Annotated in this window: 10 protein-coding genes; 9 read left to right on the forward strand and 1 reads right to left on the reverse strand. The window is 71.6% G+C overall.

Going from position 1 to position 14,415, the window contains the following annotated elements; genetic code table 11:
• Positions 1–20 precede the first annotated feature (20 nt).
• Positions 21–1,454: a dihydroorotase gene (locus BJ964_RS22535; RefSeq protein ID WP_188122523.1), complete on the reverse strand. Its 1,434-nt coding sequence runs from the start codon at positions 1,452–1,454 to the stop codon at positions 21–23.
• A 77-nt stretch (positions 1,455–1,531) separates the two neighbouring features.
• Between BJ964_RS22535 and BJ964_RS22540 the strand changes: the two genes are divergently transcribed.
• The 9 genes from BJ964_RS22540 (at position 1,532) to BJ964_RS22580 (ending at position 14,397) form a co-directional block, all read left to right on the forward strand.
• Entirely contained in the window at positions 1,532–2,722 is a 1,191-nt protein-coding gene (locus BJ964_RS22540) for a CaiB/BaiF CoA transferase family protein (RefSeq protein WP_188122524.1), read from the forward strand.
• Positions 2,722–3,492 (forward strand): cyclase family protein, encoded by a 771-nt coding sequence (locus tag BJ964_RS22545; RefSeq protein WP_203832634.1) that lies wholly within the window; start codon positions 2,722–2,724, stop codon positions 3,490–3,492. The genes BJ964_RS22540 and BJ964_RS22545 overlap by 1 nt, the downstream gene beginning before the upstream one ends.
• Before the next feature lie 70 nt (positions 3,493–3,562).
• Positions 3,563–4,939 (forward strand): MmgE/PrpD family protein, encoded by a 1,377-nt coding sequence (locus tag BJ964_RS22550; RefSeq protein ID WP_188122525.1) that lies wholly within the window; start codon positions 3,563–3,565, stop codon positions 4,937–4,939.
• A gap of 226 nt (positions 4,940–5,165) precedes the next feature.
• Positions 5,166–6,812, forward strand: a complete 1,647-nt coding sequence (locus tag BJ964_RS22555; RefSeq protein ID WP_188122526.1) for a WxL domain-containing protein — start codon at positions 5,166–5,168, stop codon at positions 6,810–6,812.
• Between the two features lie 88 nt (positions 6,813–6,900).
• Entirely contained in the window at positions 6,901–7,881 is a 981-nt protein-coding gene (locus BJ964_RS22560) for a WxL protein peptidoglycan domain-containing protein (protein ID WP_188122527.1), read from the forward strand.
• On the forward strand, positions 7,878–8,966 hold the full coding sequence (locus BJ964_RS22565; RefSeq protein ID WP_188122528.1) for a hypothetical protein: 1,089 nt from the start codon (positions 7,878–7,880) through the stop codon (positions 8,964–8,966). The genes BJ964_RS22560 and BJ964_RS22565 overlap by 4 nt, the downstream gene beginning before the upstream one ends.
• Positions 8,963–10,321, forward strand: a complete 1,359-nt coding sequence (locus BJ964_RS22570; protein WP_188122529.1) for an ABC transporter substrate-binding protein — start codon at positions 8,963–8,965, stop codon at positions 10,319–10,321. The genes BJ964_RS22565 and BJ964_RS22570 overlap by 4 nt, the downstream gene beginning before the upstream one ends.
• Positions 10,311–11,042, forward strand: coding sequence for an ABC transporter ATP-binding protein (locus BJ964_RS22575; protein ID WP_188122530.1), 732 nt, complete (start codon positions 10,311–10,313; stop codon positions 11,040–11,042). Before BJ964_RS22570 ends, BJ964_RS22575 begins: the two co-directional genes overlap by 11 nt.
• 43 nt (positions 11,043–11,085) lie before the next feature.
• Entirely contained in the window at positions 11,086–14,397 is a 3,312-nt protein-coding gene (locus BJ964_RS22580; RefSeq protein WP_188122531.1) for an ABC transporter permease subunit, read from the forward strand.
• Positions 14,398–14,415: the final 18 nt, after the last annotated feature.

A 14,415-nucleotide genomic window follows, 5' to 3' on the forward strand; every position in this document is an offset into this window, starting at 1 on the left:
TGGCGGGCCCCGCCGTGGGGTCAGCGGGCTACGAAGGCGCCGCGGGGAGTGCCCAGGACCTCGCCGTCGCGGTAGGCGATGCGGCCCCGGAGGACGGTGGCCACCGGCCAGCCGCGGACCTTGCGGCCCTCGAAGGGGCAGTGGTCCTGGCCGGAGAGCAGCAGGCCGGTGGTGACCTCCTGTTCCAGGTCGGGGTCGATGATCGCCAGGTCGGCGTCGAAGCCGGGGAGCAGGTTGCCCTTGCGGCCGTCCAGGCCGTACGCGCGGGCCGGGTTCGCGGAGACCAGTTCGGCGACGCGGGCCGGGGAGAGGCCGCGCTTGTGCATGCCCTCGCTGATCAGGATGGGGTAGAGCAGTGCGGTGCCGCCGAAGCCGGGCAGTGCCGGCCACAGTTCGTCGCCCTTCTCCTCCTCGAGGCAGCAGGCGTGGTCGGAGGCGACCCAGCCGACGGTGCCGTCCAGGACGCCGGCCCACAGGGCCTCGGTGTCGTTCTTCGAACGGATCGGGGGGTTGACCTTGCCGCCGAGGCCGCCCTGCGCGTCGAGCTCCTCGTGGGTGAGGCACAGGTGGTGCAGGGTCACCTCGAAGCGCATGTCGACCTCGGGCATCGCCGCCCGGGCCTCGCGTGCGGCGGCCAGGGCCTCGCCGGAGGACAGGTGCAGGAGGTTGATGGCACAGTCGGTGGCCCGGGCCAGGGTGGTGGCCTCGCCGATCGCCACCCGTTCGGTCAGCGGCGGGCGGGCGTCCGAGTAGGCCTTCAGCGTCTGGGGGTCGCCGTTCGCTCGTACCCTCTCGATGAAGAGCCGCATGAGTTCGGCCTGCTCGCAGTGCAGTGACAGCGAGACGCGTCGATCAGTTGAAGAGTTGGCCGCGGCCACCGCCTCCATGAGCTGGTAGAGGTGGCCGAGGTCGTACTCGTCGCTCATCGTGAAGGACTTGGCGTCGCGCGAGTTCGCCGACAGATTGAAGCCCTTGTAGAACATGTAGTACTTGAACGAGCTGACGCCGCTGCCGTCGACCAGCGAGGACACCTCGCCGACCTGGGCGGTGTCCATCGGCGCCAGGTGGAAGCCGTAGTCGGTCCAGGCGTGGCCGGCGACCGCGTCGAGCACCTCGGGGAAGATGTCGGCGTAGGCGCCGGTCCGGTTCAGGTAGTGCTGCCCGGTCCGGAAGTAGGACAGCACCGTGGTCGCGCCGCCGACCAGCGAGGACCGGGTCTCCTCGGCCGCGTCGACCGCGAGCGGACGGTAGATGCCCAGGTGGAAGTGGGCGTCGACGGCGCCGGGGAAGACCAGTTTTCCGGTCGCGTCCAGGACCTCGTCGGCGTCCTCGGCCGGGATCGAGTCGGCGATCGCGGCGACCTTGCCGTCCCTGGTGGCCAGGTCGGCCCGGATCGTTCCCAGGTAGGGCACGACCAGGGTGCCTCCGCGTACCAGCAGTTCGTAACGGCTCATCCGGCCCAACCTCCCACAGGTGTTTCGCACACAGTAACGAGGTTTCCCTTAATGGAACAGAGCGGTTAGGGTGTGGCATGCACAGCCCTCTCGAAGGGGTCCGCGTCGTCGACGCGTCCACCCTGTTCGCCGGACCTCTGGCCGCGACGATCCTCGGCGACTACGGCGCCGACGTGACCAAGATCGAGCATCCGGTCAAGGGCGACCCGGCCCGGGGGCACGGGCCGGCGAAGGACGGGGTGCCGCTCTGGTGGACCATGCTGGGCCGCAACAAGCGGACGGTCACCCTCAATCTGGGTAACGAAAAAGGCGCTGAGGTAGCAAAAAATCTCTTTAAAGACGCTGATGTCCTGATCGAGAACTTCCGTCCAGGGACCCTGGAGCGCTGGGGCCTGGGTCCTGATGTCCTGCACGAGATCAACCCAAAGTTGGTCATCGCGCGCGTCACCACGTACGGACAATTCGGACCGTACTCGCACCGGCCGGGGTTCGGCACGCTGGCCGAGGCCATGAGCGGGTTCGCGGCCATCACCGGTGAGCCGGACGGCCCGCCCACCCTGCCGCCCTTCGGTCTCGCCGACGGCATCGCCGCGCTGACCACCGCCCAGGCGATCATGACCGCCCTGTACCACCGCGACGCGCGGGGAGGCACGGGCCAGGTCATCGACCTGGCCATCGTCGAGCCGATGCTCACCGTCCTCGGCATGCAGGCGATGGTGTACGACCAGCTGGGCCAGGTGCAACAGCGGACCGGCAACCGATCGGTCAACAATGCGCCGCGCAACACCTACCGGACCGCCGACGGCCGCTGGGTCGCCGTCTCCACGAGCGCGCAGGCCATCGCCGAGCGGGTGATGCGCCTGGTCGGCCGTCCCGAGCTGATCGACGAGCCGTGGTTCGCCACCGGCGTCGGCCGGGCCGCGCACGCCGACGTGCTGGACGAGGCGCTGAGCGGGTGGATCGGGGCCCGCGACCTGGCGACGGTCACCGGGGCGTTCGAACGGGCGCAGGCCGCGATCGCCCCGGTCTACGACATCGCGGACGTCTTCGCCGACCCGCAGTTCATCGCGCGCGACTCGGTGACGACCGCGCACGATCCGACGCTCGGGCCGGTGCGCATGCCCGGCCCGCTGTACCGCCTCTCGCGGACGCCCGGCTCGATCCGCTGGACCGGCCGGCCGCGCGGCGCGGACACCGACGACGTGCTCGCCGGCCTCGGCTACGACGAGGGGGAACGGGCGAAGCTGAGGGCCGAAGGAGTCATCTAGTGAAAGTTTTCGACCTTGCGCAGCCGATGCGGAAGGGGATGCCACAGTCGCCGAACCATCCGGCCTACACCCATTCCCTGGTGCGCCGGCACGGTGACATGGTGCGGGCCGGCGGCGGGTCGGCCGCCAACGACATCCTGGTCATGGGTACGCACGTCGGCACGCACGTGGACGCGCTGGCGCACGTCTCGCAGGACGGGCTGCTGCACGGCGGTGTGGTCGCGGCCGACGTGCAGTCCGACGCCGGTTTCGCACGGCTCGGCATCGACGAGTTCCCGCCGTTCGTCGGCCGCGGTGTCCTCCTGGACGTGGCGCGGGTGCACGGCGTCGAGGTGCTGCCGCCCGGCTACGAGGTGACGGCCGAGGACCTCTCGGCCGCCTGCGGCGACCTCACCGTCAACCCGGGCGACGCGGTCCTCATCGGCACCGGCTGGTCACGCCATTTTCAGGACGGGCAAACCTTTCTCGGTACGCGTGACGGCGTGCCCGGCCCGGGAGTGGACGCCGCGCGCTGGCTGGCCGAGCGGGAGATCGCGGTGACCGGGGCGGAGACGATCGCCTACGAGCACATCGCCCCCGGCGCCGGGCACGCCAGCCTGCCGGTGCACCGGATCCTGCTGGTCGAGGCCGGCATCAACATCGTGGAGACGATGCTGCTCAGTGAACTGGCCGACGCCGGGGTGGCCGAGTTCCAGTTCATCCTGGCCCCGCTCAAGCTGGTCGGCGCCACGGGTTCGCCGGTGCGGCCGCTGGCGGTGGTCCCAGCATGACTGACTGCACCGAGCGGCACTTGGCCGCGCTGACGACGGCGTCGCAGGCGAGGGCCGGGAAGGCATGCCAATGAATCTGCCACTCGCACAGGAACTGGGGGAGTTCGCGGCCAAGGTGGACCCGCCCGAGCGGGTGCGCGCGGACGTGCCGACGCGGATCCTCGATGTGCTCGGGAACAGTCTGGCCGCGTACGCCGAAAAGGACGCGGACGCAGGCCCCGCCGCACTCCGCGCGATGCGACGCTGGGGTGGCGTGCCCGAATCGACCGTCCTCGGCTCCGGGGACCGGCTGCCCGCGCCCTCCGCGGCGTTCGTGAACGGGGTGCTCGCCCACTCGCTCGACTTCGACGACACACACCTGCCGTCGGTGCTGCACCCGAGCGCATCGGTGGTCCCGGCAGCCCTGGCCGCGGCCGAGGCGGGCGCGCCCGGCGACCTGATCGCCGCGATCGCCGCCGGCATCGAGGTGACCAACCGGCTCGGCATGGCCGGATGCGATCCGGAGACCGGCGCGAACCTGTACTTCGAACGCGGCCAGCACGCCACCTCGATCTGCGGGACGATCGGCGCCGCGGTGGCCGTGGCCCGCCTGTACGAACTGGACGCCGGGAAGATCGCCGATGCCATCGGGATCGCCGTGTCGATGGGCGCCGGGGTGCTGGAGGCGAACCGTACCGGCGGCTCGGTGAAACGCTCGCACTGCGGCTGGGCGGCGCACGGCGGCGTGGTCGCGGCGACGCTGGCCACCGAGGGGCTGACCGGCCCGCCGACCGTGCTGGAGGGACGCTTCGGGTTCTTCACGGCACACACCGGCCGGTTCACGCCGGAGGCCGTCACGGACGGGCTGGGCGAGCGCTGGGAATTGCTGCGGACGGTGTTCAAGCCGTACCCGTCGAATCATTTCACCCACGCCGGGATCGACTGCGCGCTGGCGTTGCGCGCGGCCGGACTGGATCCGGACGACGTGGAGAGCGCCGAGCTGGGGGTGGCCGAGCCGGTGCTGCGGACCATCGCCGAGCCGGCCGCCGAGAAGGCGCGGCCGCGCAGCGGATACCACGCCAAGTTCTCCGGGCCGTACACCCTCGCGGTGGCCCTGACCGGGGGCGGCGGGCTGGGCGTGGGCCTGGACGACTTCGCGGCGCTGGACCCGCGGCGGTTGGAGCTGGCGTCCCGGGTGCGGATGTACGCCGACGAGGCCGCCACGGCCGCGTTCCCGCGCGCGTTCGCCGGCGTGCTGCGGGTGCGCACCCGCTCCGGGGCGGTGATGGAGCACCGGGTGGACAGCTCACGCGGCGGGCCCGGGCACCCGCTGAGCGCCGCCGAGGTGACCGCGAAGTTCACCGGCAACGCCCGGCGTGCGATATCGGTCGATGCGGTGGCGGCGCTGTCCGATGCGGTCTGGCGGCTCGGGTCCGGTGGGCCGGTTTCCGACGTGTTTCCGGTCTGACGCGTTCGCCCGCGAACTTCGGAAACGGCGTATCGCAGGGCGGGATAGAGCTGGTCGGTGGGTTGACATGAGTGTTGCGGACTGCGTTCATTGATCCCACGCAGAAAGAAAACGCCGTTTCCCTCAGGGAAACGGGAAGGAGACTGGATGCGTACCGCGCGCTAGAGCGCCACCGCCGGAGACGGAGGCGGCGCACCCACTGTCAGAGAGGGGACGCGGCACCACCATGAAACCCACCGCAACAAAGGCCCTGATCGCGGCTCTGGCCCTGGCCGGCGTCGTCGCCGTCCAGGCGCCGGCATCCGCGTACGGGCCGACCGCGAGTTCCCTTGGGTGCCGGATCTATTTCAGCGACGCCGGCACCGGCTCCTCCCCGAGCACGTGGGCGGACACGTTCACCCTGACCCAGACTCCGGCGTCGCCGAAGCCCGGCCAGACCGTGACCGTGTCGTTCACCGCGGCGGAGGGGTCCACCAACGGCCCGGTTCCGCTCACCGCCGGCTCCGTGCCGGTGGCCGTCACGGTCGGGATCTCCGGATCCCAGACCGGAACGGTCACGCTGAACCAGGCCAGTTACCCGGCCGGCGCCGTCGCCGCCTACGCCAAGCTCGGTGGCTTCACCGCCACCGGCGCCTTCACCGCCGGCGCGGCGGGTTCCCTCGACCTCACCGTCCAGCAGGTCAAGTTCGCCAACACCACGGCGTCCACCTACTGCTCGGCGGAGGGCGACCGGGACCACAAGGCGAGCCCGGTGGCCACCACGATCGTCCAGCCGGTCACCGTCTTCGACGGCGGGGCGACCATCACCTCGATCACCGGGCAGACCGGCACGGCCGCCGCCCGCTCCGGCAACACCATCAACTACTCGGTCACCGGCCTGGCCGCGAACGCGACGCTCACCGCGTCGCTCAAGGACAGCGCCGGCGGCGGTACGGGTGAGGGCAGCGGCACCGGCAGCACCGGGGCCACCGGCGCCGGCACCGGCACGCTGGCCGTCCCGGCGAACGCCACCGCGGGCGACCGCACCGTGGCGATCACCGACGGCACCAACACCGTCCTCGTATCCATCACGATCCTCGGCACGCCGGCGATCACCATCACGCCCCCGGGCGGCGGCGCCGGCACCGTCGTCACCGTCAAGGGCACCGGCTTCAACCCGGCCAGCACGGTCACGGTCGGCGGCTACAAGGCGCTCGCGGGCGCACCGCCGCCCCCGGCCACCTCCGACGCGGCGGTCACCACCACCGCGACGGCGACCGGCGGCATCACCGCCACGTTCACCGTCAACGACCCCGCGACCGCCTGGATCGGCGCATCGTCGGGTCAGCTGTTCGCCCTGGCCGCATGGACCGCCTCGGCGGACTCCTGCACCGCGGCGACCGGCAACGTCGACGGGGAGTGCGACCTCACCTACGAGCTCTCGCAGACCGTGAACGGCGGCGCGCTCGCGATGTCACGGGGCACCGGCTCCAGCACCATCGCGTTCGACGGCATCACCCTGAACGGGACCGCGCAGACCGCCAAGGGCACCCTCCCGGCGATCAACGTGACCGACTACCGCGGCAGCACCCTCGGGTGGGACCTGACGGCAGAGGTCACCGACTTCAAGGGTGTGCCCGGCGGCACCATCCCGGCGAGCGCCCTCACCTGGACGCCCGCCTGCGTGGCCCACCCCGGCGCCACCAACGCCGTCACGGCCGAGGCCGGCACCGCGGGTCAGGCGGTCAACGCCGCCACCCTCTGCAAGGGGCCGGTCAACACCACGACCGGCACCGGCGGCTCGTTCGACGCCTCGGCCGCACTGGCCCTGGCGGTGCCCGTGAACCAGCTCGCGGGCACCTACACGGCGACGCTCACGATCACCCTGAGCTGACCCGGACCCCCGGGTGGGGGCGGCCGCCACCGCCCCCACCCACCCCTTTCTCCGACTTTCCGGCCGCCATGCCGTTGGAGGGACAATCATGCGGATCACCCGGATCGCCGCGGCGGCTCTGGCGCTGGCCGCCCTCACGGCCGTCCCGGCCACCCCGGCCCTGGCCACCGGCAACGGCGAGTGGGCGGTGACACCCACCCCGGCCAAGAACGCCGGGCCCACCCCGCGCCTCTACTTCTTCCTGGACGCGGCCGCCGGCCAGACCGTCAAGGAATCGGTACGCGTCACCAACCTCGGCAAGGACCCGAAGGCGTTCGAGATCTACGGCGCCGACGCCTACAACACCGTCAAGGACGGCGGGTTCGCGCTGCGCACCAAGGACCGGCAGCAGACCGACCTCGGCGCCTGGGTGACCTCCGGCGCCGGGAAGGTGACCATCCCCGGCGGCGCCAGCGCGGACATCCCGTTCACCATCGCCGTCCCGCAGAGCGCCACCCCCGGCGACCACGTCGGCGGCGTCGTGGCCCTGGAGGCCGAGCCGAGCGCCGTCACCCAGGCCGGCGGCGCCACCGTGAAGATCCAGCGCGCCGTCGCGGCCCGCGTCTACCTGCGGGTGGCCGGCACCATCGTGCCCGGCCTCGGGGTGCCCAGCCTGCGGATGGACATCGGATCGCCGCTGCTGCCGGTGCCGGTGAAGGGCGACCTGGAGTACGCCGTCACGAACGTCGGCAACGTGCACCTCATGCCGCAGGCCACGGTCCGGGTGACCGGCCTGTTCGGGCATCCGGTGAAGGTGAGCGGGTCCACGCCGTCCAGCGACATGGTCCCCGGCTCCGAAGGCCGGTTCGCCATGACCGCCGACGGCATCTGGCCGTTCGACATCGTCACCACCTCGGTCGTGGTCAAAGCCGACGGCGGTGTCTACGCCCGCCGCACCGACCGGGCCTTCGTCTACTCGTACAGCGGCGCCATGATCCTCGCCGTCGGAATCGGATCGCTCATCTGGGCCACCCGCCGCCGCATCCGCAGCCGTGAGGTCCGGCCCCGTGGGCTGGTGGCGTCTCGATGAGACGGTTCCTCACGTCCCTGCTCGTCCTGCTGGCGCTCGTCATGCCGGCGGCCGAGGCCCGGGCCAGCGGGCTCGTGGCCCGGCTCTCGGTCACCGAGGCGTCGCCCGGCGAGAAGATCCGGGTCACCGGCGAGGGCTGGGAACCGTCCCAGCTGCTCCAGTTCGTCACCTGCGGCGAAGGCGGCGTGACCGGCTCGGCCGCCTGCGACACCCGCGCCTCGATGGCCACCCCGGTACGCCCGGACGGCACCTTCATCGTCGACCTGCTCGTCGGCGAACCCCCCAAAGCCTGCCCCTGCGTCATCCACGTCGCCGCCGTACAGGGCGACGCCGACGCCACCGTCAACCTGCCGCTCACCATCACCGGCCACGCCAGCGGGCAGATCCCGCGCACCGCCGACCCGGTCCGGGACCTGGTCGTCCAGGACGCCCGGCTGACCGGCGGCACGGCGGCCGCCTGGTTCGGCGCCCCCGACCGGCTGCTGCTCGTCTACACGATCCGCAACCCGAGCACGTCGACACTGGTCAACGCCACGGCACAGGTACGCCTCGGCGGAGGCGGCGACGACAACGTCTTCCACCAGGCGCAGATCACCGACCTGGGGCCGGGCCAGAGCCGTACCCTCACCGTGCCGGTCGAGCTGCCCCTCGCCGCGTTCGGCCGCTACGTCGTGACGGTCGACGTCAGCGGACTCGCCCAGGCCCGGCTCACGCACCAGGCGTACCCCTGGGGTCTGTTCGCGATCAACGCGGCCGGCCTGCTGCTGATCGCCTGGGGCGTGCTGCGCCGGGCCCGCCGGCGCGGCACCGAACTGGCCTGGGCCGACCCGTCACAGACCATGCTGCCGTCCGTCGTCCGCCTCGGCAGCCTCGGCGCCTACCTGGTCTTCGACGACGCGCCCGGCGCCCGGCGGCTGCGCCGGATGGCCGGCGCCCAGCTCAGCCTGGAGACACTGCGCGCCCTGGTCGGCCAGGAACGCCCGGCCGGCGGCGGCGACTCCGTGCTCGACCTGGACGCGCTCGATCACGTGATGGCCCGGCGCTACCCCCGGGATCTCACCCTCTTCGAGGAGGACGAGGAATGACATCGCCATCGCCGCGCCGCCCGGTCGACTGGCCGCTGCTGGCCCGCGCCGGCGCCGTGCTGGTGGCCGCGGTGCTCGCCTACACGAGCTGCGGCACCCTGATGCCGGGCGCGGACTCGGCCGGCGGGGCGTCGGCGGACGGCACCGGACCGGGCGTCACCGACGACACGGTGAAGGTCGTGTTCATCGGCACCGACCTCACCAAGACCGCCTCCATGACCGGCTTCAAGAACGCCGACGTCGGCAAGCCGTCCGAGCAGGTCAAGGCCATCGAGGCGTACGTCAACGCGCACGGTGGCGTGGCCGGGCGCAAACTGGAGGCCGTCTACCGCGAGTACGAGGCCAGCAAGGACTCCCCGGCCGCCGAGACCACCCTGTGCAGCCAGATCACCCAGGACGACAAGGCGTTCGCGGTGATCCTCACCGGACAGCTCCAGTCCAACGCCCGGCCCTGCTACGCGCAGCGGCGCACCCTGATGCTGGACGCCACCCTGATCGCCGACGACCGGGCCACGTTCACCCAGCTCGACCCCTACCTGTGGACCGCCTCCTACCCGGAGTACGACGCCTTCGCCACGTCGTTCCTGTCCGTTCTGGTCCAGCAGAAATTCTTCGACGGCCGCAAGGAGGCCGGTCTGGTCGCGGCCGACACGCCGGCCAACAAATCGGTGTACGACAAACTGGTCGTCCCGTTGCTCTCCAAATCGGGCGTCACGGTCGCCGTCAACTGGATCGACACCACCAGCCTCGGCACGCTGAACAGCGGACTGTCCCAGGCGGCCGTCAACTTCCGCGGCAAGAAGATCGACCGGGTGTTCTTCCTCGGCGGGGCCCGGCTCGCGCCGTTCTTCATGACCAGCGCCAAAGCACAGAGCTTCACCGCCCGGTACGGCATCTCCACCTTCGACAGCCCGATCTTCATGGTGAACAACCCGGGAACCGTGCCGCCGGAGTCACTGGCCGGGATGGTCGGCATCGGGTTCGCCCCGGCCAACGACGTACCGGACTCCCAGCTCGCCTTCCCGGACACCGACGCCGAGAAGAAGTGCCTGGACATCTACCAGCAGGCCGGGATCACCTTCGCCAAACGGGAGAACGCCCGGGTCGCCTTCACCTACTGCGACGCCGCGCTGCTGCTCCAGGGCGCCGCCGCCAACCTCGGGCCCAACCTCAACGCCGCCGCCTGGGGCACGGCCGCCCGGGCACTGGGACCAGCGTTCAGCACCGCCGGCGGCTTCGGCGGCGAACTCGGCCCCGACGGGTACGCCGCCGGCACCGGATACCGGATCCTCAAGTACGACACCGGCTGCGGCTGCTTCACCTACGACGGGCCGGTGACCCCCCTTGGCCAGTGACATCGTCCTCCAGACGACCGGGCTCTCCGGGGGCTACGGCTCGATCCAGGTGCTGTTCGGCATCGACCTGACCGTCCGGCGCGGCGAGACCGTGGCACTGTGCGGGCCCAACGGCGTCGGCAAGTCCACCCTCGTCCGGATGATCTCCGGGCTCAGCCGGCCCAGCGCCGGCACCGTCCTCCTCAACGGGCTCGACGTCACCGGCGTGCCCGGTGCCAAACGGCCCCGGCTCGGTATGTCCACCGTCATCGGCCAGCAGGCGTTCGGCTCCCTCTCGGTGCGCGACAACCTGCGCATGCACACCTACCCGGTGAACCGGGGCGACGAGAAACCCACCACCTCGGTCGACGGGGCGCTCGCCGTCTTCCCCCGGCTGCGGGCCCGCGCCGACCAGCCCGCCTCCACCCTGTCCGGCGGGGAACGGCAGATGCTGGTGCTCGCCAAGACGCTCATCCAGCGGCCCGACGTGCTGCTGATCGACGAGTTCTCCCTCGGCCTCGCCCCGGTCGTGGTGGGCGGCCTGCTCGAACTCATCCGGCGGCTGGCCACGGCCGGGGTCGGCACACTGCTCATCGAACAGTCGGTGAACGTCGCCATGTCGGTCGCCGACCGGCTGCTCTTCATGGAACACGGCACGATCATCGCCGAACACACCCCGGCCGAGCTGCGCGAATCCCCGGATCTGGCCCGCCGCCTGGTACTCGGAGGGCACGCCGCATGAGCTTCTTCTGGCATCGCCTCCGCAACGTTTCCGTGGCGGCGGCATGACACTCCTCGGATTCGACCTCGGGCTCGACCGGCTCACCGTCGGGCTGTTCACCGGGCTCACCTACGGCCTGCTCGCCGTCGGCCTGGTGCTGGTCTACCGGTCCAGCCGGTTCGTCAACTTCGCGCACGGCGCCATCGGCGTCTTCGGGGCCGCCGTGCTCGCCCGGTTCGCCACCGGGATGCCCTACTGGCTGGCCTTCCCGGTCGCCATCGTGGTCGCCGGCGGACTCGCCGCGCTCACCGAGATCGTGATCGTCCGGCGCCTCTACCGGCGGCCCCGCGTCATCGGCATGATCGCCACCCTCGGCCTGTCCCAGTTCATCCTGGTCATCGCACTGCTGGTGTCCCGGGACAGCTTCTCCGGCACCACCTACCCGAAACCGCCCGGCCTGCCCGCCTTCAGCATCGGCACCACCGCGGTCGGCTCGTCGCTCACCGCCATGCTGCTGCTCACCCCGGTGCTGCTGGCCGCGCTCGCGTTCTTCCTCCGGCGTACGAAATACGGCATCGGCATCCGCGCCGCCGCCGACAACCCGGACGCCGCCACCGTCGACGGCGTCCCCGCCCCGCGGATGGCGACCCTGGCCTGGGCGGTCGCCGGAGGCATCGCCGCCTTCTCGGCCATCCTGCTCACCCCCACCCAGGGCGTGCAGTCGATCGAATCGCTCGGCCCCCAACTGCTGCTGCGCGGCCTGGCCGGCGCGGTCATCGCCAGGATGACGTCACTGCCGATCGCGTTCAGCGCCTCCCTCGGCGTCGGCGTCCTGGAACAGGTCCTGCTCTCCAAAGAGGGCAGCGGCTTCGTCGACGTGGTCCTCGGACTCGCCATCCTGGTCTCGCTGCTGCGCCAACGGCAGGGCGGCCGCCGCGACGACCAGAGCGCGCCCTGGCCCCGCCAGGAACGTAAGGCAGCCTCCGTTCTCTCCCGGGCCGGGCTGGCACTGCTCGCGCTGTTCGGGGTCGGGCTCGCCTACGTGGTCAGCAACGCCACCGCCTCCATCCTCACCACCATCTGCGGATACACGCTGGTCGCGCTGTCGGTGATCCTGGTGACCGGCATCGCCGGCGAACTGTCGCTCGGCCAGTTCGGCTTCGCCGGCATCGGCGCCGCCGTCGCCGTCCAGGTCGCCACGCTCACCGGCAACATGTTCCTCGGCACCGTCGCCGGCTGCGCGGCCGGCGGGCTCGCCGCGACCCTCGTCGGCATCCCGGCCATGCGGCTGCGCGGCGTCGCCCTCGGCGTCACCACCCTCGCCTTCGCGCTCGCCACCAGCGGCTGGCTGCTGCGCCAGACGTTCCTGCTCGGCGACGGGCTGGACACGCCCTACCCGGTATGGCACGACTACGTCGTCGGCGTCGCCACCGACTACTACCTGTTCGCCCTGCTGCTCCTGGGACTCGGCTGGTGGGTCACGGCCCGCCTCAGCGGCGGCGGCTTCGGCCGCCTCCTGCTCGCGCTGCGCGACAACGAGGAAGCGGGACGCGCGCTCACGGTGACGGCCCCGCTGCGCAAACTTCAGGCGTACGCCGTGGGCGGCGCCCTCGCGGGCCTCGGTGGCGTGGTGATCGGCTTCGGACAGTCGCAGCTGAGTATCAACAACTTCCCGGCCGGAGCGAGCATCGACGTCGTCGCCATCGCCGTCGTCGGTGGGCTGGCCCGCACCGGGGGAGCGCTGCTCGGCTCGGTGATCATCGTGGGGTTGCCGCTGCTGTACCCCCTCGGCATCCCCGGGCAGGCGGCACTCACCCTCGGCTGGCTGCTCGTGGTCATCCTCATGCCGGACGGCCTGGGCGGCTTCCTCGCCGGCAGCGTCCCCCGCCTGGGGCGCCGCGTGGCCGCATGGGGCTCGCGCCGAGGCCTCGACAGCAGGCTCCGCGACCTGGCGGCCGCCATCACCCGCCTACGAGAAAGCCCCCCGGCCAGCACGAACCCCGTCAATGTGGGCGCTACCAGCGCGGACGCCATCGATATGGGCGTCGCCAACGGGGGCGGTGTCAATGCGGACGGCCTTAACGCGGGTGGCGTCAATACGGACGGCGTCAATGTGGGCAGTCTCAACCCGGATCGCGTCAACACGGATGACGTCAACGCGGACGGCGTCAACGTGGATGGCGTCAACGTGGATGGCCTTAATGCGGACGGTGTCAACGCGGACGGCGTCAACGCGGATGGCGTCAACGCGGATGGCGTCTACGTGGACGGCGTCAACGTGGATGGCCTTAATGCGGACGGCGTCAACGTGGACGGCGTCAACGTGGATGGCGTCTACGTGGGCGGCCGTATTGCGGGCGGCGTTGACGCGGGCGGTCTCAACTCGGGCGGCGTCGATGCGGACGGCCTTAGCGCGGGCGGCATCAGCGTGAGTGCTGTCGATGCCGGCGGCGTCAGTGTGGGTGCTGTTGATGCGGAAGAGACGCGGCCGATCTTTGTGGGGGAGAGGCCTCGACTCTGGAACATTGCGCGGCTGCCCGCTGAGCCTCTGGAGCGGGCGGGGCCGGGTGCGCCGGGGGAGGGGAGCGGGCCGCTGCTGGAGGTAGCCGGGATCCGGCGGTCGTTCGGTGGGGTGCGGGCTGTGCAGGACGCCACGTTCACCGTCACCGAGGGTGAGATCGTCGGGATCATCGGGCCCAACGGCGCCGGGAAGACGACGCTCTTCGAGATTCTCGCCGGGTTCACCGCGGCCGACGGGGGTGTGGTCCGGTATCAGGGGCGCGCCGTCACCGGCTGGACCCCGGAGCGGCGGGCCCGGGCCGGGCTGGTGCGATCGTTCCAGGACGCGCGGCTCTTTCCGGCGATGACCGTCCGGGAGAACGTGATGGTCGCCGCCGAACGGATCGCGCCGGTTCGGCTGGCCGCCGACCTGATCGGTGATGAGCGATCAGAAACGGTCAAGGCGGCTCAGGCTGATGCCGCGCTGGAGGCCATGGGGCTGGACTGGCTGGCCGGACGGCCGGTCGGGGAGCTCTCCACCGGCACCCGCCGCGTCGTCGAGCTCTGCTGTCTGCTCACCCTGCGGCCCCGGCTGCTGCTGCTCGACGAACCGTCGTCCGGGCTCACCCAGGCCGACGGCAAGGCCCTCGGCGACCTGATGCTGCGCGTGCGCGCCGAACTCGGCACCACGATTCTCGTCATCGAACACGACCTGCCGCTGCTGTCCCGCGTCGCCGACCGGCTGATCGCCATGGACGCCGGCACGGTCATCGCCCAGGGGACGCCGGACGAGGTCCGTAACCACCCCGCGGTCGTCCTGTCCTACCTCGGCACCGACCAGGCTGCCGTGGCCCGCTCCGGAGAGCCGGCCGGATGACCGGCCCGGTCTGGAGAG

It is taken from the genome of Actinoplanes lobatus, from assembly GCF_014205215.1.
In the GTDB taxonomy this organism is placed as follows: domain Bacteria; phylum Actinomycetota; class Actinomycetes; order Mycobacteriales; family Micromonosporaceae; genus Actinoplanes; species Actinoplanes lobatus.